The organism is Cohnella fermenti (genome assembly GCF_004801405.1).
Taxonomy (GTDB): Bacteria; Bacillota; Bacilli; order Paenibacillales; family Paenibacillaceae; genus Cohnella; species Cohnella fermenti.
This window is the reverse complement of record NZ_SSOB01000001.1, coordinates 61,048-86,426: the sequence shown is the minus strand read 5'-3', so window position 1 is coordinate 86,426 and position 25,379 is coordinate 61,048. Positions and strand designations below refer to the sequence as shown.

At 49.1% G+C, this 25,379-nt stretch carries 16 protein-coding genes; 2 read left to right on the top strand and 14 right to left on the bottom strand.

The genetic code is table 11. The features are described from left to right. Positions 1 to 40 precede the first annotated feature (40 nt). From E6C55_RS00280 to E6C55_RS00265, 4 genes are all read right to left on the bottom strand, one after another. Positions 41 to 643 carry a DUF3502 domain-containing protein gene (locus E6C55_RS00280; protein ID WP_230986441.1) on the bottom strand — a complete coding sequence of 201 codons (603 nt, stop codon included), beginning with the start codon at positions 641 to 643 and terminating at the stop codon, positions 41 to 43. Beyond that, a complete protein-coding gene (locus E6C55_RS00275) occupies positions 640 to 843 on the bottom strand; it encodes a hypothetical protein (RefSeq protein WP_211093497.1) in 204 nt (67 codons plus the stop codon). Before E6C55_RS00275 ends, E6C55_RS00280 begins: the two co-directional genes overlap by 4 nt. A gap of 16 nt (positions 844 to 859) precedes the next feature. After that, positions 860 to 1,804, bottom strand: a complete 945-nt coding sequence (locus tag E6C55_RS00270) for an ABC transporter permease (protein WP_136367774.1) — start codon at positions 1,802 to 1,804, stop codon at positions 860 to 862. A gap of 384 nt (positions 1,805 to 2,188) precedes the next feature. Then, positions 2,189 to 2,758, bottom strand: coding sequence for a hypothetical protein (locus tag E6C55_RS00265; protein WP_136367773.1), 570 nt, complete (start codon positions 2,756 to 2,758; stop codon positions 2,189 to 2,191). A gap of 168 nt (positions 2,759 to 2,926) precedes the next feature. Between E6C55_RS00265 and E6C55_RS00260 the strand changes: the two genes are divergently transcribed. After that, positions 2,927 to 3,502, top strand: a complete 576-nt coding sequence (locus E6C55_RS00260; protein WP_230986440.1) for an RNA polymerase sigma factor — start codon at positions 2,927 to 2,929, stop codon at positions 3,500 to 3,502. Continuing rightward, positions 3,483 to 4,202, top strand: a complete 720-nt coding sequence (locus E6C55_RS00255; protein ID WP_136367771.1) for a hypothetical protein — start codon at positions 3,483 to 3,485, stop codon at positions 4,200 to 4,202. Before E6C55_RS00260 ends, E6C55_RS00255 begins: the two co-directional genes overlap by 20 nt. Before the next feature lie 101 nt (positions 4,203 to 4,303). Here the strand turns inward: E6C55_RS00255 and E6C55_RS00250 are convergent, their stop codons facing one another. The 10 genes from E6C55_RS00250 to E6C55_RS00205 form a co-directional block, all read right to left on the bottom strand. Further along, positions 4,304 to 4,666, bottom strand: coding sequence for a DUF423 domain-containing protein (locus E6C55_RS00250; protein ID WP_136367770.1), 363 nt, complete (start codon positions 4,664 to 4,666; stop codon positions 4,304 to 4,306). Between the two features lie 86 nt (positions 4,667 to 4,752). Next, positions 4,753 to 5,520: a class B sortase gene (srtB, locus tag E6C55_RS00245; RefSeq protein ID WP_168735369.1), complete on the bottom strand. Its 768-nt coding sequence runs from the start codon at positions 5,518 to 5,520 to the stop codon at positions 4,753 to 4,755. Positions 5,521 to 5,601: 81 nt separating this feature from the next. Further along, complete coding sequence (locus E6C55_RS00240; protein ID WP_136367768.1) at positions 5,602 to 11,025, bottom strand: SpaA isopeptide-forming pilin-related protein; 5,424 nt, start codon at positions 11,023 to 11,025, stop codon at positions 5,602 to 5,604. Positions 11,026 to 11,342: 317 nt separating this feature from the next. Then, positions 11,343 to 11,981 (bottom strand): PIN domain-containing protein, encoded by a 639-nt coding sequence (locus E6C55_RS00235; protein ID WP_136367767.1) that lies wholly within the window; start codon positions 11,979 to 11,981, stop codon positions 11,343 to 11,345. After that, the gene (locus tag E6C55_RS00230; RefSeq protein ID WP_136367766.1) at positions 11,978 to 12,475 is read right to left on the bottom strand and encodes a helix-turn-helix domain-containing protein; all 498 of its coding nucleotides are present in this window, start codon (positions 12,473 to 12,475) and stop codon (positions 11,978 to 11,980) included. The genes E6C55_RS00235 and E6C55_RS00230 overlap by 4 nt, the downstream gene beginning before the upstream one ends. A gap of 189 nt (positions 12,476 to 12,664) precedes the next feature. Next, positions 12,665 to 15,835 carry a DUF3427 domain-containing protein gene (locus tag E6C55_RS00225; RefSeq protein WP_136367765.1) on the bottom strand — a complete coding sequence of 1,057 codons (3,171 nt, stop codon included), beginning with the start codon at positions 15,833 to 15,835 and terminating at the stop codon, positions 12,665 to 12,667. 340 nt (positions 15,836 to 16,175) lie between these two features. Further along, positions 16,176 to 19,154, bottom strand: a complete 2,979-nt coding sequence (locus E6C55_RS00220) for a type III restriction-modification system endonuclease (RefSeq protein ID WP_136367764.1) — start codon at positions 19,152 to 19,154, stop codon at positions 16,176 to 16,178. Between the two features lie 12 nt (positions 19,155 to 19,166). Beyond that, positions 19,167 to 21,233, bottom strand: a complete 2,067-nt coding sequence (locus E6C55_RS00215) for a site-specific DNA-methyltransferase (RefSeq protein ID WP_136367763.1) — start codon at positions 21,231 to 21,233, stop codon at positions 19,167 to 19,169. Positions 21,234 to 21,245: 12 nt separating this feature from the next. After that, complete coding sequence (locus tag E6C55_RS00210) at positions 21,246 to 22,010, bottom strand: DUF4391 domain-containing protein (RefSeq protein WP_136367762.1); 765 nt, start codon at positions 22,008 to 22,010, stop codon at positions 21,246 to 21,248. Beyond that, positions 22,007 to 25,201: a helicase-related protein gene (locus tag E6C55_RS00205; RefSeq protein ID WP_136367761.1), complete on the bottom strand. Its 3,195-nt coding sequence runs from the start codon at positions 25,199 to 25,201 to the stop codon at positions 22,007 to 22,009. The genes E6C55_RS00210 and E6C55_RS00205 overlap by 4 nt, the downstream gene beginning before the upstream one ends. Positions 25,202 to 25,379 lie beyond the last annotated feature (178 nt).

The window sequence follows — 25,379 nt, the reverse complement described above, 5'->3', positions numbered from 1 at the left end:
TTCCCCCTCTCGTCTGTGGATTCTATTGTACACGATTGTTTTATTGGCCGCCTGAATTCTGCGCAAGATTGGCTCGCCAGGCATCAAGCTGCCTCTGCACTTCGGCCCGCACCTCGTCGATGCCTGCTTGCCGGAGCTCTTCGTTAAACAGCGGCAGCACCGTATCGACGTCTACGCTGCCCGTCATCAGACTGGGGAAGTACTTCTCCCAGACCATCTCGATGTTCTGCATCTGGAGCGGCATCCGCGACAGATCCGGGGTGAAGCCCAGCGTGCTCGAAGCGACGGCCTCCCGGTTGCTCTCGCGGAACCGGTCCCACTTGTCCAAGGGGTCCGGGAACTCTCCGCCCATCGTCTTCAGAATAAACCAATTGCCCTGCGTGTACTGCACGCCTCCATAGCTGGGCAGCGCGTCCGGAATCGGATTGCCGTCATCGTCCTTGGCAGCGATGGGCACCACCTGGCCGTTGCTGTCCAACGTATAATGCACGCCTTCGATTCCGAAGTTGAACAGGTCGCGCACCGTCGGGTCCGTGTTGAGCAGATTCAGGAACTTGACGGCTTCGAGCGGGTGCTTCGTATCCGCGCTGACCGCCATAACCCCGCCCCGAATCGACTCCGTCGTGATGATTGCGGGCGTCACCGGCTCTGCAACAAGCTTGTAGCCGCGATCCTTGCTCCAGCTATTCTCGACAGCGAGATGGACAGCACGACCAGGACGGGCACCAGGCAGACCAACGCCAACAGGATAAAGATCGCGTGGAAGCCCACGTTGGTGAAGGTTCCGATTCGGTTAAATTTGTCGAGCCCCGTCTCAGCCTCCACTCTGTTCCTCGTACTCATTTTTCCGCTCCCCCCTCTACATCATGGCGCTGTCCGGATCAATGCGGCGTACGATCCAATTGGCCGTCAGAATGGTCACGCAGCCGAGCACGGATTGGACGAACGCGGAAGCCGAAGCCATCCCGACCGTAGCCGTCTTAAGCTGCTTGTACACGAGAACGTCGATGGTCGTCGCCACATTGAACAACGAGTTGGAGTCCCGCGGCACCTGGAAGAACAAACCGAAGTCCGTGTAGAAAATCCGACCGACAGCGAGGATAAACATCATAACGATGACGAGCTTCATGAGGGGCAAGGTGATAAACCGCGCCTGCTGCCACTTGGTCGCGCCGTCGATGACGGCAGCCTCGTAGTATGTGCTGTCGATGCCGGAGATGGTCGCCAGGTAGACTACCATGCCGTAGCCGAGCCCCTTCCACACATTCATGAACACGAGGAAGTACGGCCAATACTTAGGCTCCATGTACCAGTTCACAGGGTCCTTGCCGAGGTCGGCCAGGAATTGATTCGCGATCCCCTTATCGAAGCTGAGAAAAGCCCAGACAATGGCGGAGACGACGACCCAGGAGAGGAAGTACGGCAGGAACATGAGCGTCTGATAGAACTTGCCGGCCTTGCCGCTGTGCAACTGGCCGATCATCAGCGCCAGCGTGACGGGGACCGCGATGCTCAGGACGATAAATATCGCATTGTACCCAAGCGTATTGCGGATCACGACCCAAGCGTCGTTCGACTTGAACAGGAATTCGAAGTTCTTGAACCCGGACCATTCGCTGTGGATGACGTTGCTCAGGAATCCGCCGTGGATCTTGAAGTCCTTGAAGGCGATAATGAGACCGAACATCGGCAAGAAGCAAAACAAGATGTACCAGATCGTCGTCGGCAACGCCAACAGCGTCAGCTCGGTGTCCTGCGTCCGCCATCGCGCCCGCACGCGCTTGCCCCCGCTCTTGGTGTCCATATATGAACCGCCCCTTTCGTTGTTCGCACCCATTGGTACACGCACCGTGTACACGCTTACATGCAACCGATTGATGTCATTGTAATGAAATTCGCCCCCTCCATTCCAGACAACAAACATGAGATCGCGGTCAACAAACGTTAGATTTGTGGGGTAAAAAAAGAAGCATCCCATCCCGCTTTCGTTCTGCGGTTTGAAATGCTTCCGTCTTTTGCGATTTTATGTGGTTTTTCACATTCATCGGCTTCGTTTCCGGCGAATCGAGGCGTTTTATGTGATTTTTCGCATATATCCGGCAGCTCGACCCGGAATTTTCTCTATGTATGCTATTTTTCACATAGAATTGTCCAAACCGCCGATTATCGGGGGCGCGAATGTGAAATTTCACATAAATTCGTTCCTAGAACTGGAATAATATCGGATGAATTCTTCGATATCGAACGGAACCTCTTCCCTCCCCCCGTCTTCAACGTACGGCCGCTCCCTCTCATCCGCCGAGGTACAAGGCTGCGATGGGGGGCGGGGAGGAACCAGATCGTCGAGACTATCCTGATCGGCGAACCGCTCCATCTCGGCCCAGGTAATTCCATAAGGGAACCCCCAGTTTGTGTACCCGGCTATGTAAGCATAAGTCTCATCGGAATCCGGGAATTCGGACGATTCTTCCTCTTGCCTGCGTAACATTCTCTTGTTCTTGCGTGCTTGCTTTTGTTTCACCAAGGCCTCGGCACTTGCTCTCGCACTTTGAATCATTTCTTCCGACAACGGCACACCTAATATTTTCAGCTCGGCAATCGCCGTTCCCGTATCTACTCCAAAATGTTTGCGGTATCCATAGATGTACCGCTCGCCGGGATACTTCTTGAGCCAGCTTGCCGCCGATTGCAGCCGTCCATGCCGGTTCATTCGTTTCGCCCTCGGCGTGTTCGTTTTTTTCTTCGACCTCTTAGCCAATAGTGCCCCTCCGCCCCTGCTCCGCATTCAAATCATTCTACAGTAAATCGACGTCCGGATACAATGCGCCGGAACTGCCCGAACTGCCCGAACTGCCCGAACAAAGTTCTAACTCGATGCAGCGGATTTCGCGCTCATGCCGTCTATAAGGTTGGAGGTGATGATCCTGTGAAGCCGGCCGGCTCGAGAGACCAAGACAACTTCGACAAAAACAGCTTCTCCCCGCAACCATCGGAAGCCTTGGAACAGCTCATGGAACGTTACGGCGCGACGGTCATGCGAACCGCTTATTTCTATACCGGCGATCGTCATCTTGCCGAGGATATCAGCCAAGAGACGTTCCTGAGAGCTTATCGTTCCTGGACCTCGTTCAGGGGAGACAGCTCCGTTAAGACGTGGTTGACGACGATCGCCGTCAATGTATGCAGGGATAAGATGGGCGTCCGCATGTTCACGGAGCAGCCCGCCGATCTGAGCCGCGTAGAGCTCGGTCGCACGATCAGCGTGGAAGAGGAAGCGTTGGATAAATTGCAGAGGAGCGAGGTGCTTCAGTACCTGCTTCGCTTGCCCCTGCCGTATCAGGAAGCGTTGTATTTGTACTATTACCTCGATTACAGCACGCGGGAGATCGCGTTGGCAACGTCGACTCCAGAAGGAACCGTGCGCAATCGCCTGCATCGTGCTCGGGAGACGCTGGCCAGGGAGATGAAGGAGGGCACAAGCGATGACGGATACGGATTATAAGCTGCGAAGGCAATTGAGAGAGGAGTCGGATGAGATGTTATTTAAGAACATGGAACTGAGCGGGCAAGCGAAGCAGCGAATCCGCGAGCAAGCGGATGCGGAGCGGATGGAGACAGGAGGGCAGGCAAGGTTGGAAAAGACGGCGCGGCGTTCTCTTCTGCCCAAGAGTTGGAGATTGGGCACCGCTGCGGCGGCGGTCGCGATCTTGATCGGGTCCGGGTATGCGCTGATTCAGAACCAGAACGCGGCGAATCCCGGCGGTCAGCCGAGCGCAAGCCAGTCGGCCGGCGGAACCGGGGCGACCTCGGGCTCCGAGCTGTCTCTGCTCGTGACGACAACGCTAAGCTCCGCAGAAGACGCGAAGGCGGCGTTCGGCGAGGACCTGCGGCTGCCTGCCGCCGCACCGGAAGGCTTCGCGCTGGCGGAGACGGTTGCCGTCGGGGAAGACGGTCAGCCCGCCAGAGATATCGTCCTTACGTATGCGGCAGGCGACAAGACGTTAACGTTCTCGGCCAGCCGCATGACCGCTGCGTTCCCCGCCGAGATGTTCACCCCGGTGCAGGTCGGCGATGCGGACGGGTTCGTGTTCGAGCAGCCCGAGCTGGTCGAACTGTACTGGAGCGTTGACGGCGTTAACTATTCCATCGTCGGTCCGTTGTCGGCCGATGGCGCCCTTCAACTGGCCGATTCTATCCAATAATAGCGTGTGAGACGCAACAAGCTGACGACGGAACGCTTCCGTCGTCAGCTTGTTCTGCGTGAGCATGTGCGAGCATCTGCGAGCGGCTATCGTCTCGCCATCTACAGCACGCCTAGAGCCAGCAGCACCCATCCCGCCATGAAGCACAATCCGCCAAGCGGCGTAATCGGACCGAGCAGCCGAACTCTTCTCAAGCTCAACACGTACAGACTTCCTGAGAACAGCACAATCCCTGCGAACATCAACCAGCCTGCCGCCTCGATCATCCCCGATTCCGGGTACTGTCCGCTTAACAGGCCTACCCCGATAAGGCCCAGCGCATGGATCAGATGATATTGCACGCCAACCTCGTACACCTTGAGCTTGTCCGGCTCCAGCTTGCTCTTCAGCATATGCGCTCCGAACGCCCCCACCGCTACCGCGATGGCCATCAGAATGCTTCCCAGGACGATGAATGTTTGCATGTGGAGTCTCCTTCGCGTCTTCTCGCAGCGTCATTTTCCAAGTCACTATCTATAATACTCCATCCCATTCTCCAATTGCCACGACATTACTGCACTCGCTTCGCATGAATAATTAATCTGGCATCGGCAACCTCGTAGGTGCAGGTTACCAAGGTAAGAAGTTGATCGTCCGAAGTCGCTTCGACTCCTGTATCGTACAAGGATTGTCCCTTGATCGTATCCAGATAGGCTTGATACTGCTGTGCATCTGCGAAGTCATATTCGAAGAAGCGACTCTCGGGACTATAAATATAGACGGCAAAGATCTGATAGCTCGCCGGTTCCTTAAGTCCTTCAAAAGTGATCCTATCGTGCTCCTGATAATAGGCAGCATCCTTATATTTCGCCAGCTCGCCAAACATGCTGCCATCCTTCATATGATGACCGTAAATGACCAATTGGGCGTTGTCGTTCGCATCCGTATATCGATAATCCATAAAAATCGCGCCTCGCTGTGATCGCTGCTTCTCCACATTGTGGGTAAGATAATATTGATTATCGCCGGATTGCACGACAGGATAATCAATGTTCGTATTGTCGATGCGAAGCCAACCTACAATATCCGGATTGATCGCCAGCAAGGGATCGAATCGCTCCTGATAGCTTGTCTTCCCTGGCTCCTCCGTCGACTGTCCCTGCTCTGCACGGTTCGTCTCTTCCTGCACGTTCTGTGCAGCCTCATATTGTTGCTTCATACGATCGTTCAAATTACTGCTTGCATAACCGTCATACAGATATAACGCTATTCGATAGCCGCTGTACACGAACACGGCAATAAGAATAAGCAGCACGACTCGCCTGATTGCCTTCCCCATCCTATCCCTCAATTCCGATGACAGCCAAATAAGGAATGCGTACATTCCGACAGGAACGTACGCATTCTGCAATAAATGGCGTTACTGTTTACGCGCTCTTCTGCCGATCACCAGCAAGGCAAGGATCAGCGCTCCGCTGCCAACAAACAGCCAGATCATCGGAGCAATCGTGTCTCCTGTCTTGGGCAGTTGGTTATGCGCATGAGCTCCGGCTACTGCTGTATCGTCATTGCCGCCGGCATTGCCATTAGCGCTGCCATTGCCGCTGCCATTGCCGCTGCCATTGCCGTCGCCATTAGCACTGCCGTTGCCAGCACTGCCGCCTTCAGAAGCTCCCTCATCGTTGCTTCCCTTAACCTGGTCGTCCGATGTCCCCTCGTTGCCTTCCGGTGCAGCATTCGATCTTTGATTCACCACCGTACCGGCATCATACATTTTAGCATCTTCAGCCACGGTCACCGGCAACGCGACATCGGAAGGAATATACCCTTCAAGAGCTTCGACTTCTTTTACAACATATTGGCCCGGAATGATATTCGTAAACGTTGCAACGCCTTCCGAATTGGTTGTACCGGTCGCTACCGGCGTTGCGAATGAGGCATCCGCAGCTTTGTACAAGGCGAACTTTACGCCGGCCAGTGGCTTGCCCGCATCGTCAACCTTGTGAACACTTACGTCCGGCCAAGGCGCATCGCCGCTGCGTTCATGGACGAACGTCAGCTTCACTTCATTGTTCATCGTTGCAATAACAGCCTTCTCTATGTTGTCCGTCTTCGCATAATTGGCAGGCGCTTCAAGCTCCTTAACGGTATACGCTCCTGCCGGCACCTCCAGGAAACGGACAATACCCGAGCTGTTCGTAACGGCTTCCTTCACAAGCTTGCCTTGCAAATCGTAGAGACCGAACTTCGCTCCCGCAAGCGGAGTTCCGATGACATTAACCGTATTTACTTCGATTGTGCCTATAATAAGATATGCAGGTGTCGGCTCGTTCTCAAAGTTCCCAAGACGATACGTCTCCCCCTCTTGTCGAACGGACACCGACAGCTTGTCCTTGGAGAGGTTATACCCGCCAGGCGGAGTTACCTCAATAATGGTATAGTCTCCATATTCGACGTCTTCGAAGCGAACGATCCCTTGATCATCGGATGTTGCGGTTGCGATCTCATGATCATAGGTGGTATCGTCTGCCGCATAGAGAGCAAAACGTGCGTTTTTCAATAGCAAGCCGGTATACTTGGCCACCTTAACAAACTCGACATCGCCTTTAATAATCTGGTTCGTTACATCCGGAAGCGCTACGGTCGTATTATGCTTCTGCGCATCGATGTTTACTGCCGCAACGTCGCCGGTTAACGGATTATACCCGACAGGCGCTGTTATCTCGCGAATCAAGTACTGGCCTTCGTGAACATCCGCAAACACAACTTGGCCATCGGAGCCGCTGGTTGCCGTCTGAACGACAGCTTCGCTATTATTAACGTCCAGCAGCGCAAATTCCGCGCCGGCCAGCCCGTCCCCCTTCGCATTCACTTTCTTGAATGCAATGTTGGCCTTAATCAGCGTGTTGATTACCGGGTTAAGCGAGATCGTTTGATGGTGATCGTTCGCCGTTACCGTTACGTTGTAGATGTCATTGCTATCGGTCAGATAGCCGTACGGCGCTTCGATTTCTCTTATGGTGTATGTGCCCTGACCGATATTCGTGAACTTCACCTTGCCGTCCGATTGGCTGACCTGCGACTGCACCAGCTCATCGGAGGCCCCATATAAACCGAATTTTGCTCCAGCCAATGGCAAGCCGTTCTCCGTCTGCTTAACGAACTCGATATCCGCTTGAATCAGCTCATTGGCGACATCGGCCAGCAGAATCGTTGTCCCATGCTCCGCTTCCGTAACGGCAGCCGTTCCGACAACACCGGCAAGCGGCACATAACCGAACGGGGCGGCCGTCTCGCGAATCGTATATGGTCCTGCCAATACATCCTTGAACTCTACCGTTCCATCAGCCGTGCTCAAGGTTGTTGCTACCGGCTGATTACCGCTGTCATACAAGGTGAACTCGGCGCCGGCAATCCCCGTCCCTGCGCTGTCTTTCTTCACGAACTTAATATTGGCTTTAATTAATTCGTTCGCCACAGGAGCGAGACTCAAGGTTTGCCCATGATCCTGGGCAGTGACCTCTGCCGCATGAACCACGCCAGTTAACGTGCGATAGCCGGTTGGCGCCGAGATTTCGCGGATATCATACTGTCCATAGAGGACATCCGCGAAGGATACGACACCCGAGCTTGTACTCGTTGCTGTAGCCAATGGCGTGGAGCTTGCGGACGCTCCGCGTTCGAACAATCCGAACTGTGCACCGGCCAACGCGTCTCCCGTTTCATTTTGCTTCACAAACTGGATCGTTGCCTTGATCGCTTGGTTCTTGAAGAGCAACTCCATGGACTTCTGATTGATTGCCGAATCCAATTGCACTTCAATGGCATCCGCTACGGCCGCACTCGATCCGGTAAACGTTGCCGCGGCCCCGTCTACGCTCACGTCGCCGCTCAGCAGATAACCCGTCGGAGCCTCTACCTCCTGGACATAGTAGGGCAAGTCGATTTTGATACGATTAAACTCGAGCTCGCCATTTACGGTCGCCTTCTCTTGAACTTTGTTCCCGTATCGATCGAATAACGCGAATGTAGCGCCCGACAGCTTCTTGTTCGTATCCTCCAGATCTACCTTCTTGACGATAAGCTTGCCCAGGTTGCCGTATCCCAAGCTGCCCACTTCAAGGAAAGACACTTGACGAGCATCGCTGGATTGATAGACGCTGTCAATGCTAACCGGAGTGCCGTCCTTGGAGCCGTACAGGTTGATGCCATTAGAGAATTGAGCCCCCGAAGCAACGCTCTCGGTTACGTACGTACGGAACGAGAGCTTATACGCCGTAGTAAGATCGCCCGGGAAGTTCAGTCTGAATTGTCTGGTTGTCGCATCGTATTTAATATGACTGCCGTCCAGCGGGATATCTCTGCCGGAGCCTAGTCCGTCATCTCCGTTAGCCGGAATGGAATTCGGCAAGTTAACCGCTTGGTCGTAGGCGATGAGAGATACGCTTGTTGTATCCAACTCCAGACCTTCTTGCAAATCGTCGATCAGCCAGAAGTTATCTACGTTCAACAACGAATTCAGATTTACCGCATTCGAGTTCAGGTAGACGACCCAATCGATATACTTATTGCCGAACGCTGTGGGGACGGCCATTTTGCTGACAATACGGTTCTTGATCTCTTGCGTTGCCGACATCTTGTTCGTCTTGGTTGTCCCGTTATGAGTTAATGCAGCTTCATTGGTAATGTTGAAATTGCCGTTATTAAGGCTGCTGTTCTGTTCCGTAAACTGCGATTCATCCACGATCTTCGTATCGAATAGAATCACATACTTCTTGGTAATCGGTTGGTTAAAGGAGATCGTTAATGTGCCATTGGTGTCGTTAACCGTTACCAGGCTGCTTGCATCCGCTCCGAGACTGTCGACAATGCTGAAGTTATCTGCATATTCAAGACCTGCCGGAATCTCATCCGTAATAACAACGTTAGTCAGCGGATTGGCTTGATAGAAGCTGGGATCAAGAGCGCCGGCATTGCTGCTCGGAGTCGTGTCTCCGTTCTCGTTCACAATAAATCTCCATGTCACATGACGATTGGAGATATTGTAGCCCGCTTGCTCCTTGCGGAGGACGTTGCTTGAGAAGCTCTGCGTCCCCGGGCTATCGAATGAGATTGCCCCGCTAGTAAATTTGGCAGTATTCGTAAACTGACCGCTGCTGTTCGATGTAATGTTCTCCGTACTAACCGGCTTGGTATCGAAAGTAAGGGTGTACTTCGAATTTATCGCCGAATTAAACTCGTAGCTCAACACCTTGGTCGCTGCATCATAATCGAACGTCCCGCCCGAATAAACAATGCCTTGATGGTCAACGATTCTGGCGGAGCCTTCAATAAATTGCTGATTGGCCGGAATGGTGTCCGTAATCGTCGGAGCTGCCAGATTAATGCTCTCATTATTGATCACCATTGACCAGGAGATGACGCCGTTGGATCGGTTGTAGCCTGCTCCGGACTTCGTAAACAGGTTGCTTCCGACGCCGACATTGGCGTGTTTAGCGATTCCCGTTCCGGTAAGGCCATCCCACGTAAGCACGGCGGTGTTGTTGAAGTTATAGGAACCATTCGCCGTAAACCGTGCCGGATCGATCTCCGTCAGGTACGTAATCGTAACCTTGCCCGTAATATTCCCAAGGCTAAACGCAACATCCGATCCGCTTACCGTTGGCGTGACGCCGGATGCGCCCGTAATCGTCTCCGATCCGGCTATGAAGGTGAGTCCGCTAGGCAACGTGTCCTGAATAACGGCATTGTCGAACGTTAACTCGTCCTCATTGACGACAATCGTCCACGATATGTTCTTCGTGTTATTGACGGTTGTAGCGGAGAGATAATTGCCGGACTTGCTCAAAATATTAATGGGAATCGTAACCGTCTTAGGGTGATCTGCGTTGGTGATTTGATTATCGTCATGCTTAAGCTGCGCGTCGTTCGTTACATCGATCGAGGTTTGGCCATCAGCCAGAGCGTCCAGCAATGCCTGTTCCGTGAGAGTGGTAACGAATGTGATCTCCTGCTTCGTCGAGATGGTGCCCAGCGACAGCGTTAAGGTGTTGCCCTCCAAGCTGATGTCGCCGACATCAGGAGCGGCATTATTCACTTCGATCGATGAGACATCCAGGCTTTGGCTTGCTGGAATAACATCGGTCAACACCGCATTCTCGACCACGTTCACGGCGCTAAAATCAGCTTTATCGACGGTGATTGTCCACTCAATGCTCGTTCCGTTCGAGATTGCGCCGTCTTTCTTGACCGTGACCGGCTCCGGCTCGGGAGGAGGGGCGGCTTTGAACGACAGCGTTACCGTCCGCGTCGGTACGGTGAAGTTAATATCTGTATCGCTGCCATCCGTGTTAATGACACTCTGATCGAAGCTGCCCGCAATATAGAAAGCGCCGCCGACGTTCGATAGTGTCTCTATGGCACTTGTGAACACAAGCCTGATTCGATTGCCCGGGTCCAGGTAAGCCTCTGCTATAGAGTCCCCGTCTTCCGTGATCAGATCCGGCAATTGAATGGTGGAAGCACCGCCGCCGGGAAAAACAATGGCCTGCGGCACATCAAAAGCGATGTAGTCTCCCTCTTCAATAGAGTGAGCATTAGGCACGGTAAAGTCGTACCACAAATAAAACGGTGTTGCTGTGTCGAGATCTTGCTGGCCTACCAGCGTACTCCCTACCGTCGTCCCTGTTTTCTCTTTAATATCCACACCTGTGATAAACTGAGATGCCACTTGGCTTGTCACGTCAGTGCCCGCTGCATACGCAAGAAACATGGATGATACAGGGCCGGCCTGAAGTGCAGCAATCAGCAAAACAAGCATTGCAATCTTCGCATACTTCCGCAAAATTAATTCTCCCTCCTATCGTACACTCATCAGCGATTGATTCTAGTTCATTCATCTGAACAATTTCTGATAGTCGCATACGGAAGGGGATGGCACTGATTTGCCGCAGGCCAAGCAAAAACGCCTTCGGCGTCCTCAAGACGCCGGAGAAGCTTTGCGGAGATGATTCAGGCAATGATACAGGTGAAACTTATACATTCTGAATCGTCAAAAAAGCCCTGCATCCAGAACGAACGTCCTGAACATAGGGCTGCTGGGGATTCTTATTCGTTTATTGCCGCGCGCAAGCCAGTGGGGCAATCGATTAACCGACAATTCTATTCTGCGACAGGATCCTCCCACGACTCATAAGGAAGATGTAATTCGAAATGATCAAATCGACTAGCTTCGCGAAAATTCATAACTCTTATCTTGCCAAGGGGATCGATGAAGTCCTGCATATTATGAGTAACAATTAAATCAACTCCATGAAATAAAGCTGATGCCATAATAGGAAAATCATAACGATCCAATAGCCCCATCATCTCAACCGTATGACGAAGCCTTCTCTCTATGTAGGCCTGTCCGAAATCATGCCAGCCGTACTCCTCTGCCAGCAACTGTTTTAGAAGCTCTTTATAGGCTTCGCCGCTTGGCCAAGCACGTTTCCCTAACTGATTCAAGTAATCCCGATCAAAAAGGAGGTCCAAATAAGGCTCCAGTAGATACAAAATTTGCTCGTGGGATAAAAAAACGGGTTGATTGCTTCTCTTCACTCTTCCAGCCTGCAGAATACCGTACAACTCAGCCTGCACTGCTTTGGGAACGATCAGCTGTATCAACCCGTGCTCATGTTGGTATATTAATTTATCCAAGTAGTCATTCAGAGACTCCGATTGGAAGACAAGAAGCGAAACAAATAAATTGGTGTCCCAAAGAATTCGCACCAATGGTTCTTGTCGAGCCGAATGACTCATTCCTCCACCTCACCATTGCGAAACACATCATGTGCATCTGTAAGCGAAAGTTCTCCTTCTCCGAAGATGGCATTTCGTCGCTTGCGAAACTCTGCGCTTCGTGACTTTTCTAGCTTAAACTGGTTTTTAGGAATCAGGTATCCCTTTTTCTTCCCATCCGTAGGAGCCAGGTATTTAATCTTCTCCATGCTAATCCACTTATGAACAGCTTGCCTCGTGACGCCAAACCGCTTAGCCACCTCCTCAACGGTGTAGTAATCTTCATTAGGAAGAAGAACCTCTTTTAACACATTATGAGGTCGTCTACTCCTAAGTTGTCCTGATCCAGCCATAGTCTTCTTGAGTTTCTCGGAAGAAATACTAAGAATGGACACGCCAATCTCCTTCGAGTCCGCTATCTGACGCTTCAACTCGCGTAATTCAATAGCAATCGATGGATCCGCCCTAATAATTAATTGATCCAAGCGATGTTGAATTTCCTGTTTGGTGGTCATCTAAATGGCCTCCTTCAGCATCCTATTGAATTAAGTATATCCCAAACAATTATATTCAACAAGTTGTCAACCTATTGTAAACCGGATGTCAATGAACTATACTCGTCTCGCATAAATAATCAACTCGGCATCGCTAACCTCGTAGGTGCAGGTGACTAAGGTAAGCGACTGACTTCACTCTATCTCCTTCTACACAATCACCTTATTCGCCGCCTGAATCATCCCCGGAGGGATATCATGCTGAAGCCTCCACACGAAGCTCATCGGCTTGTTCCCCTCATGCTTCACGTACTCTGCCTCCCCTAAGAAGACGAACGGGGACGTGTAGTTGTGCTCTTCCTTGTACTCCCGAACGAACAGGGCGATGCGACTTCCCATCTGCCGATGATGGATATAGCGCTGAGCGGTCCTCGACTCCTCCGACGTCCGGCTCTGCGTCTGCCAGTGGAACAGCCTCTCATTGATCGCATAATCCTCATACAGCGTTGACGGCGAGAAGTCCTTGTCCGTCTTATTTAAGGTGATAAAGAAGATATCCGTCCGCTTGTCCTCGAAGTGCTTCACTCCCTCGCGGAAGCTCGGCGCCTTCTCCTCGTTCCAATACCCGAATGCCGCGAGAATCTGGTCCATCGAATAGGTGCAATGAATATCGAGCGGGCACATGTATGGAAAATCATTCGGCTTATCCACAAAATCCAGGTGAGCCAGCTTGATCTTGAGGATCTGCACAACTTCTTCGCGGAAGGCCGGGTATGCGAGCGTCGCTTGAATGGCTTCATGCGCACTGGCGTATCCATTCCGGGAAGGTTCGGTTCGGTAGAACGTGTAGAACAGCATGTTCACCATAAGCCGTTCTTCTTCCCAGCTTGGGAGCGATCCATCCTCGAGATAGGCGAGCAGGAACTTGAGCCATCTCCGCGAATTGATGTTCAGCAGAGCCGGGACCCTCTTCGCCACGAAGTCGGCGTTGTCCCACGTATAGTCTGCCCTTACTTCCACAACTCCCGCTTCCTCCTGCAAGCCGGTAAACGTCCGATTCCCCGTTCGGCCGCCATATAACTCGTACAAGCTCAGCCCATGATAACTGACGAAGTTGCTCAAACTGAGCGCCAGACTCGTGTCTTCTTCGAAGTATTTTATCCGATTAATGAGGCTCCTGCGGTTCACGACGGCTTGCTTCAAGTTCCCGAGAATATAAGCCTTCGCCTGCTTCTCTAATTGGATGAAGCTCCCCCGCGGCAAGGTCGAGAATCCGTTCTCGACATAATGCTGAACCGAATGCTTCGTATGACCGATCAGAGCCCGGAACTTGTCCTGGAAGTTGTACTCCTGGTGCGCCTGCCCGATGAAGTCCAGCACCGTCAGGCATTCCTTGCCCTCGGCAAGGCGCAGTCCGCGTCCCAACTGCTGGAGGAATACCGTCAAGCTCTCCGTCGGACGAAGGAACAGAATCGTGTTCACGACCGGGATGTCGACCCCTTCATTGTACAGATCAACCACGAAAATCATCTTGATCTCACCGTTCGTCAACCGAACCTTGGCCATCTGCCTCTCCCCGTCGTCGGACCCGCCATGCAGCGCGATCGCCGGAATGCCGGCCTCTTCGAACACCTTCGCCATATATTTCGCATGATCCACGCCCACGCAGAACCCAAGCCCTTTGACCTGGTCCATGTCCGTGACGTATCGCCTCATGCTGTTTAGAACCTGAACCGCTCGAATCTTGTTGTTCGTGTAGAGGTTCTCGAGCTCCGCCAGATCGTACCCGCGCCTCGACCACTTCACCTGCCTCAGATCCGCCTGATCCGTCACACCGAAGTACTGGAACGGGCTGAGCAGCTTCCGATCAATCGCATCCGTCAGACGGATCTCGGCCGCAATCGTGTTGTCGAAGTAGCCGAGAATATCCTTGCCGTCCATTCTCTCCGGAGTCGCCGTCAAGCCCAGCAGAATCTTCGGTTTGTAGTACGACAGAAGCTTCTGGTACGACGGTGCTGCCGCATGGTGGAATTCATCCACGACAATGTAATCGTAGAAGTCCGGCGTCATATGCTCCGTCAGCCTCATGGCGTTAAAGCTCTGAATGCTGATGAACAGATGCTCCAGCGACTCCGCCTGGTTGCCGCCCACATGCAGCTCCCCGAAGTTCAGGTTCTTCACGATATACCGGAACGTGTCCCGACTCTGCTGCAGAATCTCCTCCCGATGCGCGACGAACAGCAATCGGGCACGAGTATGAACATTAGCGAACCTCTTGTAATCGAATGCGGACACCACCGTCTTGCCCACTCCCGTCGCCGCCACAACGAGGTTATAATGCCGATCGTATAACGTTCTCTGCGCCTCCAGCTTCTCAAGAATCTCCTTCTGATAATCGTAGGGAGTAATCTCGAATGGAAAATAAACCGACGAGCCCTGCTCGGCAGCTTTGTTCTTGGAGAGAGCTTGGAGGAGAAGTTGTTCATGCGCGGTGTCTTCCGGAACGAACGTCTTGAATTCTCTATCGTTCCAGTAGCTCTCGAAGGTCGCTTCGATCTTCATCAAGACATCGTACGAATCCTTCTCCGTCACCTTCACATTCCACTCGAGGCCACTCGTGAGCGCCGGATTGGAGAGATTCGAAGAACCCACGTACGCCGTCGTGAAGCCCGTGTCCCGCTTGAACACGTATGCCTTGGCGTGCAGACGGGTCCGATCTGTGTCATAGGAAATTTTGATCTCCGTGTTCGGGAGCTTGCTCAGTTCCACGATCGCCTTGTAGTCAGTCGCTTCCATGTACGTCGTCGTAATAACCCGAAGCTGTCCGCCGTTATTGGTGAACGTCTCAAGCTGCTCCATCAGAATCCGCAACCCGCTCCACTTGATGAACGACACAAGGAAGTCGATCCGGTCGGAGGTCACGATCTCATGCTTCAACTCATGCAGCATATTCGGCTCCGAATGCGCACCTGTGAACAGCGAACTCTGAGACAGCGGCGTCGCGGGACGAATGACCTTCTCGCTCTTGAAGGAGCGGATATGATTCATCTTGCTGTATATGTAAGTAAGGACCTCTCCCTGCTCGTCCAGCTTAAGCTGATCGCATTCCTCTTGCCCCAGGCTATTCTTCAGTGTCTCGATCATTTCGTTGCAGGTCTGCACCTGGGCCAGGATGGCGTCCCCGTTGTTATCTGAACCCGATTGCTCTCGCACCAGCTTCAAGGCTCTACGCGTCACGAGTGCGATATAATTGGAGAGGAGCTTGCGAGCTTCTTCGACGTCGAGCTTCTCCTTGCCGATCTCGTGAGTGGAAAGATCAAGACCTGAGAGCTGACTGGCCGTCAGTTGGTTGATGACTTGTTCGTAGAGGCCTTGGTTCACGTAGTTCGTCTCCCTTCCTTGCTATCCTTATATCGTATATCGACCTCGAAACATTTCTGGATGATAAGTCGGACGAATAGGTTGCTCAATTGGATTCCTGTAATACCACATGAGCCCTTCATCAAAACCCGCTCGAACCAGAGGCATCTTAGGCAACGAATATGATTTGATCTCTAGTAATTATCTAATGGCAAACATAAGTATTCGTGCACCCTGTTGCACAACAAATAAAAAAGATTAAACTAATATTCAATACAGCCAAAATCAAAAAGCAGTTAAGGGCATTGAGAAATCAACACCTTCAACTGCGTTTCGTTTCATTCAACTCATTCATCTGACTCTACGGAATCAAATTTATCACATCATCTATTCCACGAGCTACGACGTATTTGGCTGGAGCTTCCCCCACAGAAAGCGATTTGAAATGCTCTTTGCCACACGCGATCTTAGCCCCTTCACGATCTCTCAGATCATCCGTGAAGAGACTACTTTTCGTTTCAACTACAAAGTACAACAATTCATCTCCGTCCTTCTCAATAAGCACAGCCCAATCCGGGTTGTAGCCTCCAAGGGGGGTCGGCACGACAAACCATCCAGGCAGTTTGGCATACAACTTGACGGAGCTATTCTTCTCGAGCTGATCTGCAAAGTGTAGTTCCGTCTCCGAATCGTATACAACATGCTCATAAACCGATTTCATGGTATCGTTGAGCATATTTTTCAAATATCCGGTCAGTTCTTCCTGTTCAATTAGTTCCTGCGCATAATAGTATTCTTCACCTAATCGCTGATACTTGATACCATCCACTAATGCTAATCGTTTATTGCGGTTGATTGTTTCAGCAACTAGCCCAATGAATTGTTGAGGATTACGCTTAAAATCGTCTAGCCTCTGACTCTCCGAGAGTATGCGCTGAATACTACGTCTGGTGAGTTGCGTTCGATCCTGCAAGTCAGTAAGTAAATCTGGCAGCACAATATCGAACTCCTCTAATACTGCTGTTGCTGCCCCGGTTCTCTCAGCAGCCTCTACGCCAGCCTTACCGATGACGATATCAGCCTTTCGCCATTGAAGACGCGTCTTGGAAATTGACGGCATACCTTGAACGGCGCGGATACATTCCTGAATTAGCTTTTCATTATCAAAATTCACACGGTAGGTGGTCTTGTACTTAATTCGATCCCACAGCGCCTTGAACTCTACACTTTGTAAGACAGCTTGCCTAGCACGAACTTGTTTGCGTTCATCAGCATTTTTTATCTCTAGCCGGCCTGCGAGCTTACGCAATATCTCTGTAACTTGGCTGCCTAGAGTTTCAAACTCCGAAGATAAGAACAATGTCCCTTCCTTAAGCGCCTTTTTAAGCTTGTCCTGAATTTTTCCTTGTCCATTAATATAATCATGAACCTTAAGATGCTCCCATAAAATCTTGGAACGCTCGAACCCTAGTGGTGTCTTCTCACCATCCGGCTGGATCACAGAAATCGCTGAGAACTGATGTTCCCCCACGACACCAAAGCGGATACCAGTGTCTGCTTCGATCTCTTTTTGCAGATTCTCTGCAAAGTCCTTGTAGCTCTCCGTGGCAATAACCGTAAGCGTATTCGTGTCAAATCCTCGTACCCTTACACCGTTCTGATTAACTGCTAACCGTAATCCGCGGCCAATTGTCTGCCGCCGCTCACGCTCAGTCTGAATTTCTCTAAGCGTACAAATCTGAAATACATTCGGGTTATCCCAACCTTCCCTAAGAGCCGAATGTGAAAAAATAAATTTAAGTGGCGTCTCGAAGCTTAGGAGCTTCTCCTTTTCCTTCATGATTAGGTTATACGCACGCTCAGCATTATCTCGATTGGCTTGGTTGTTCTCGGCTGTGTCCGACCAACCACCCTTTTTATCGATAGAGAAATATCCATCATGAACTAGTGCAGCATCACGACTCAGTTCTACCTCTTGGAACAATGTATGATAATCAGGATGATTCGCGAGCCTTCGATACTCTTCTTCGAAAATCCGGGCATATTCACCTTTCATTGGGTTGCCGTTCTCATCATATTGACGGTACTTGTCCACTGCGTCGATGAAGAATAATGATAGCACTTTGATTCCTTGTGGTCTAAGGCGCATCTCCTTATCTAAATGTTCCTTGATGGTACGACGAATCATATGACGTTGTACTGCCAGTGTATCTACACTCCCCCAGACTTCCCCGAGTTTGAGATAGCGCTCGTCACCTGGCACACGTAATTCGACTAACTCGTTGCCTTTCCCCACGCGAATCTCACCAATACGACACCCTTGATAAATCGCTCGCCTAGTGGTTTGCTCGAGATCATCCCCGTCCTGCACGGTTACTTCGCGACGCTGTACGCCGTTAGTAGTGTCCACATCTAATTCTACTTTGGCGTTGATGATTCCTCGTTTGTTATCTACTGATATTAACCGTACATACGGCTTGTTATTCGCCTCCTCAATCGTTGCTGAGGCGACTTCGATTTGTTTTACCAACCTTTTCTCATAGGCATCAACCGCATCCAGACGGTATACCATATGGTGTTTGTCCACATGTGTAGCCGAATAGCGAAGGGTACACAACGGATTCATTGCCCCAAGTGCTTCTTTGCCTCGTCCCTCTAGACCTCCATCAACACTTTGTGGTTCATCTACAATAATAATTGGACGAGTGGCCTTAATTAGATCTATCGGCTTCTCGCCGCCAGTTTTCTCCGAATCTTTATATAGATTATTGACCTCTTTTTTATTTATGGCCCCAACCGTCACAATCATAATTTGAATATGCGGGCTAGTCGCGAAGTTGCGCACTTGGCCAAGCTTTGCGGAGTCATAAATAAAATATTCAAACGGTGTGTTTGTATACAATCCACGGAAATGATCATCAGTAAGTTGAAGGGACTTGTATACTCCTTCCTTAATTGCTACTGATGGTACGACAATGACAAACTTAGTAAAGCCATATCGTTTGTTGAGCTCAAATATCGTGCGTAGATAAACATAAGTTTTTCCGGTTCCTGTCTCCATCTCCACAGAGAAATCACCAGAGGTGAGTGTTGCCGAGGGAGGAAGCCCGTTCTTTAGTTGAATATCGTTAAGGTTCTTTATAATTTCATCATTCAGTAGGCTCAAACGATTACCAATACCTAGATCGTTCTCTTCGAAGGCAAAAGATAGCTGATCATCTAATACAGCGTTGGTTACGGTGAACTCAGTACGACATATCTCCTGCCCACGAAACAGGTCACAGACCGAATCAATAGCCGTTAGCTGATAATCAAGATTGGACTCAAACTGTAGTTTCACAAGCGGCCCTCCCTATAGACTCCGCACTTTGTCCAGCCCATTCTGCTGGAGAATTGCTGCAAGATTGGTTTTCGTAACATCGTCTGCAAAGGCGCTATCGCGAAATATGCAAGTAGCCTTGCCAGCTGGATCCAGTTCCTTGTACCATGTAACAATGCCAGTCGCTAATGGTTCAGCCTCTTCTTGTGATATATGCATATCAAGGCAAACAAGGAGAACACCGGCACCTACAGCATGTACCAATTTTCCGGAAATTTTGCGGGTTTCGATCGGTACACAGAGATCTAAACCAAGCTTTAACAACAATTCGTAAAGGATGTCATTTTCACTACGATCCGCACGAATATGTTCAAGATGGTCAAGCAATGTCTTTCCAATATCATCCTGATCCGGATCCCAAGTATGGATATTTGATGAGTCCAGTTTGAAGACACGAAATCCTAAATCACTCGTGGATTGGGATTTATCATCAATAATCCCTGCAATTACACGACGAAGACGCTCCTTGGTTAATTCCGCTATATTAAAGGGCTTCCCCATGTTTTCCAACAATGCAGCTGCAGGTTTACTTGCTTTATTTTTTGGATCTATGGGTTCGGGGATCTGCACTAATATGAAGTGGATATCCTTTTTGTCTATCAAATTTAGATAAAAAACAGCGTGTCCAGTTGTTCCAGACCCTGCAAAAAAATCCATTACAATATCATTCTGTCCGACGCCAACATAAGAAATCCATCTAGCGAGCACTTCGTGATCTTTCGGGTTGTTAAACACTTTTTTACCGAATAATCTTGTAAGTTCATTTGTTGATTGAAGTGCACTTCGGTAAAAATAGCTACCAGCCACTTGAATGGGTAGATCATCAGAGTCATCCGATGCTTCAAATTCCTCTATTCCGACATCTTGTTCATCATCGACCTCCACTAAATAGGTTTTTCTGATTGGAGGTTCAGTGTGATCTTCGCGGAATATTACCTTACCTTTTCTAATCATTTCATCCATCTTCTCAGGAGTGCTGTAACGCCATCCCCCTTCTGGAACAGCGCACTTTTTCCCTGTAACGGGATGTATTACATCGTAATCCGGCCCTCCGCCACCAGGCCACGACATATTATCATCTCTCCACACCCCTTTGTTATCAACTTTATTGTATCTAGTATGCTTTTTAGAAGGATGGGTTTTGGACAACGATTCGTAAAAATCCCGGATTCCACGTTCGATAGAAAAATTATCCGTTTTATGAACTGACCTCAATCTCAGATACTCATCAAGAATTTCCTTCGCTCCTGGCTTTGCTTCACGCCATTTAATATTATTCGCAGTGAAATACGACTTGTTTTTGGCGACAACAAGCATATATTCATGGCCTACTGAAATTAACTTCGCATCATTTTTTCTTCCCTTCTCCCAGATCAATGTTGCAATGTAATTTTCTTCACCAAAGACTTCATCGCAAACGGATTTTAAGTTTTTAAACTCCGCCTCATCTATACTAATGAAAATGACTCCGTCTTCGCGCAATAAATGTCTTGCTAACATAATCCGAGGGTAAATCATGTTGAGCCAGTCAGTATGGAAACGTCCTGAAGCTTCAGAATTACTAGAGATCTTTCGTCCATCACTATTTAATTGGCCCGTAAGCATCTGGTAATTTTTTATGCTGTCTCGGAAATCATCAGAATAGATAAAATCCTTACCTGTATTGTACGGTGGGTCAATATAAATGAGTTTTACCTTATTTGCATAGCTTTTCTGCAAGAGTTTCAGGACCTCTAAATTGTCACCCTCAATAAATAAGTTTTTTGTATTTATCCAATCCACACTATCTTCTGGGCAGGGACGCAACGTTCCTGTACTTGGAGTGAGCGCTAGTTGTCGAGCTTGCCGTTTACCATGCCAATTCAGGCCGTATTTCTCTTCCCGTTCTTCTATCACACCAGCCAATAACTGCTTCAAAACTTCGAAATCAATCTTCCCTTCGATGAATGCCTCCGGGAACAATTCTTTCAAGCGTCCGATATTTTCAGAAATGATATCACTTGATTTCGTCTCCGGATCGTCTGTAGTAAATTTATTCATTGGAATCCTCCATTAAATGTTTGCTTTGACTTCATCAAGCTTTATTTCTAGGCGCTTTATCTCCATGTTTATTTCTATGAGTCGACTAATTTGGTGCTCACGTATGGCACGCGAACGAAGCGTCTCAATCTGAGAAATCAAATGTTTATATTTTATTAATGATTCACGACGAATAATGGCTTGTTCTGTTGTTCTCGCTTGGGCAAATTGACCTGTTAGGAGAGCAGCCTGCCAAGCCAAAAGAGCGTCCATCCAGCTTTGATACAGGATCATAATGTTTGATCGACGCTGATTCGTCAAGGATAGTCCATCCAAAAAACGTTTTTCTAACTCCAGTGTCGCCTTTGAATGACTTTCTAAATCAATTTCTACAATTTCACCTTCCAGAACTACTTTGCTCTTCTCATTTTGAGCCCAACGTTTGTGAGCAAGTGAAATCTTTATCCCCTTGTCTTGTGCAAGCAGCAGCCACACAGGATAAGGTATTGCACGATGCACAAACTCAGCAATACGCCTAGCATTAGCCCCTGAACGCACGGTTACGTTAAGAATAGCGATCTCAAGATACTCACGCATTTCATCTCGATATTCCGGCACTCCAACTGTGGATGGTTTAATCGTAGCCAGCCAATATATTTCATCGATACCCTCATTGATCTGGCGTTTGTCAGCAGTAGTTTTTGCACCATTTTCAATGAAGAGCTTTTTCGGAACACGCTGATTTACAGCTGTACTTTTGGACAGTTCCATCGCAGATAATAAGTCTGTGACATTCATGCCCCATCCTCCGGCAACACTACTAGAAATGCGACAACTTCAAAATCATTAATACCAGCGAACTCACCTCTGATAGCATGGGTACCACCAGGTGAAAACAGGCTAGCTACAGCACGTTCTTCACTCTTGCCGACAATGGATGCCACCGCCGCTGACAACATGCGTTGAGCATGCCGCATATCCTCACCAAATCGTGTTGCTTGCTCGAAGCGATTATACGCCTCAGCGTCCGGAAGATCACGTCCTATGCATTGACGTTTAATCTGATCGAGAATCCTCTTGACTTGCGTGTGCGGTAACAGAACAGGCCCTTCATCACCTATATATACCAAATAATGCGGTGAAAGTGGATAGCCAGGTTCGGCAATCTCTGAAGCTGCACCTTCTCCACGCAAGCAAAAAACAATACCAGGCGAAATCTCCACCTCATTTGAAGTAGTGATTGCACAGGTCCCTAGTGGCAACGATTCGAGTCTGCCAGGATGCATCTTTATATATTGTGCCAAATCAATTCGGAATCCCATTAGTGTGAGATCAGTAATGGATACTCCCGACGATAGGTCTTCTAAATCTATTACTGCATCTTGTAACTTAAGCAATTGTTTACGTCTATACTCTAGGTCGTTCATTTGATTGCCAGATTGCTGTTCAATTAAGTTCTCCTCGCCGGTGGCAGAAATGTCGAGCAGCACCATACGGCCACTAACACGTTGCTCAAGATTGATATATTCCTCCAATTCCATGTTCGGCCAAAAGTTAACTAGCTGTATTTGTTCATTAGGTGAACCAAGTCGGTCAATACGTCCAAAACGCTGGATAATGCGTACTGGGTTCCAATGGATATCATAATTGATTAACCAATCACAATCTTGAAGGTTTTGACCTTCGGAAATACAATCCGTAGCGATTAATAGATCGATCTCCCCCTCGCTATTGAGTTCTTCTGGACGCTCTTTCGAGCGGGGGGAGAACGCGGTCAGAATTGCACCCAAATCTTTACGCAATCCAGGTAAAGTAACCTGGTTACCGCCAGATCCCGTTACGAGAGCAGCATTAATGCCAAGCGTCTCTTTCACCCATACCGCCAAATGCTCATAAAGATATTTGGCCGTATCTGCGAAGGCCGTAAAAACAATCACCTTACGATTACCGGTGTTGAGAGGATTCATACACTTGTGTACAATGACTTCCTTTAGTGCCATCAGCTTTGCATCACGAGTGGCATCAACCTGTCTTGCGGCTGAGAGCAATGTTGCTAATCTATTCCGATCTTCAATAAGATCCTGCTTCCACCTTATAAGGTCAACATCTCCAAGCAGCACCTTTACCTTACGCCCTACCAGCAGGCTCTCGAAAGCAGGATCATCTATGTCTACGTCGGTGATATCCAACTCTTCAATTTCTTCTTCGTGTGCCTCTACCCTGGTTAATGTTGTTTCAACGTCATTAAGTTGCCTCTGGATAGTCAGAGCAAATGAAGAGACGGAGCTTTCCATTCGTTTAAGCAAGTTAACACGTAACAGGTGGATCAGATTTTCCTCTCGGTCTACCTGACGAAATAAACCTTCGCCACCACGGATTCTAGTGCTGTACTTAGCATCATAGGCTGCCTGTTTAGTGGCTAAAATATAGCGCAAAGGCGCATAAGAGGCCAAATTAAGCTTCCGAATTTCTTGATTAATTTCCCGGATGGATTGGAATTGACCGGCGCTATCTACGTCCGGCTTGATATTGATTGGCTTCAGACGAGACGGGAAGCGGCCTGTTTCAGCTATTCCATAATACTTCTCTATATGCTTGCGAGAACGAGCAATCGTTAGATGGTCCAATAATGTAAAATAATCAAATCCCAACATCTCAATCAAACGAGATGATGTCTTTTCATCCTCATCCAGCTCTAACCAACGATTGAACTGCTTTTGTGCAAGCCGGGTAGTATTGTCAATGCTTGAAATACCATGCTCAAAAAGAGCAACATCGTCCCCTTCAGTGGCGAACACTATCTGATTGCGCAAATCCGCTAATCTATTATTCACTGGTGTTGCTGAAAGCATTAATACCCGTGTTTTGACTCCTTCTTTGATGATCTTGCGCATCAATCGATCATAACGGGTCTCCCCGCCTTGACGTGGAGTTTGCTTGTTACGAAAGTTATGTGATTCATCTATAACTACGAGGTCATAGTTCCCCCAATTTAACTGAGACAGGTCAATATCTCCAGTCTTCCCCTCATCACGAGACAGGTCCGTGTGATTAAGCACATCGAAATTAAAGCGGTCCGCAGCAAGAATATTGCGTCGATCGTTTGACTTGTACAATGTCCAGTTATCACGCAGGCGTTTCGGACAAAGTACCAAAACACGATCGTTCCTTAATTCATGATATTTAATTATGGCAAGTGCCTCAAACGTCTTTCCGAGGCCCACACTATCCGCAATAATACATCCACCAAACCGATTAAGCTTGTCGATGGCTCCGATCACACCATCAAGTTGGAACTTATAGAGCTTATTCCAAATAATTGTGTTTCGGATTCCAGTAGCTGATTTAATAATACGCTCCTCATCCATCTCTTCTCCACCATCCCGAAAAAGATGATAGAGAATCAACGTGTATACGGTGTAAGGATCATGTTTAGCTGCAATAGATTTCAATGTCGCAATCAATCCAGCTTGAGCTTCTGGTTGAGCTTGTAGCGCCTCCCACTGCCTATCGAACCACTGAGTAAGAAATTCGCTTTCCTCTGCATTCTCAGATACTTGAACAAGGCTAAGCGGATTCCCTGGTGTTATACCAAGCCCATCGGTGCTAAATGCTAATGAGCCTAGTATCGCTTGTTTAGGACTCCCTTCTGCATCACGAATCACAATTGCTCCTTGCGGTATTCCACTAGTTGCACGACGCAATTCAGCTTTCTTCTGAATCCACTCCATACAACGCATTGCCAACCAACGGTTTTGCAATTTATTGCGTACAGTACGGTCATTTTCCGTGCCCAGCAATGCTAAATCGGCTCCATCTGCAGGCAAAAGGAAACGGACTCTACTCATTTTTGAAACTTCCTCAAGAAGTTCCAAAAATGCGAACAACGAGAAATATGGGGTCATAATGTCGATCTGATTGCCCTCTCTGATCCATGGGCGGAGCAGATCGACAACACGTTCAGTTCCTGTATTATGAATAATCTTCATAAATTGAAGCATCCCTTTTCTCTTCTGTATGGTTCCTGTTACGCTTGAAGCGTCAAAAAAAACAATTGGGCGATTCCCTTAAACTAATTAATCTTTGAACTCGACGAAAATCCGAAGATTGCTACGCGCCCCTATTGGTTAAATTGAAGCAATGATAACATTTTGAAGAAAGTTGAAG

Excerpts from the sequence above, each read along its gene's own strand:
- E6C55_RS00275 (WP_211093497.1), bottom strand. The coding sequence starts at position 843 with ATGAGTACGAGGAACAGAGTGGAGGCTGAGACGGGGCTCGACAAATTT.
- E6C55_RS00270 (WP_136367774.1), bottom strand. The coding sequence starts at position 1,804 with ATGGACACCAAGAGCGGGGGCAAGCGCGTGCGGGCGCGATGGCGGACG.
- E6C55_RS00255 (WP_136367771.1), top strand. The coding sequence starts at position 3,483 with ATGACGGATACGGATTATAAGCTGCGAAGGCAATTGAGAGAGGAGTCG.
- E6C55_RS00250 (WP_136367770.1), bottom strand. The coding sequence starts at position 4,666 with ATGCAAACATTCATCGTCCTGGGAAGCATTCTGATGGCCATCGCGGTA.
- srtB (WP_168735369.1), bottom strand. The coding sequence starts at position 5,520 with ATGGGGAAGGCAATCAGGCGAGTCGTGCTGCTTATTCTTATTGCCGTG.
- E6C55_RS00235 (WP_136367767.1), bottom strand. The coding sequence starts at position 11,981 with ATGAGTCATTCGGCTCGACAAGAACCATTGGTGCGAATTCTTTGGGAC.
- E6C55_RS00230 (WP_136367766.1), bottom strand. The coding sequence starts at position 12,475 with ATGACCACCAAACAGGAAATTCAACATCGCTTGGATCAATTAATTATT.
- E6C55_RS00215 (WP_136367763.1), bottom strand. The coding sequence starts at position 21,233 with ATGAATAAATTTACTACAGACGATCCGGAGACGAAATCAAGTGATATC.
- E6C55_RS00210 (WP_136367762.1), bottom strand. The coding sequence starts at position 22,010 with ATGAATGTCACAGACTTATTATCTGCGATGGAACTGTCCAAAAGTACA.
- E6C55_RS00205 (WP_136367761.1), bottom strand. The coding sequence starts at position 25,201 with ATGAAGATTATTCATAATACAGGAACTGAACGTGTTGTCGATCTGCTC.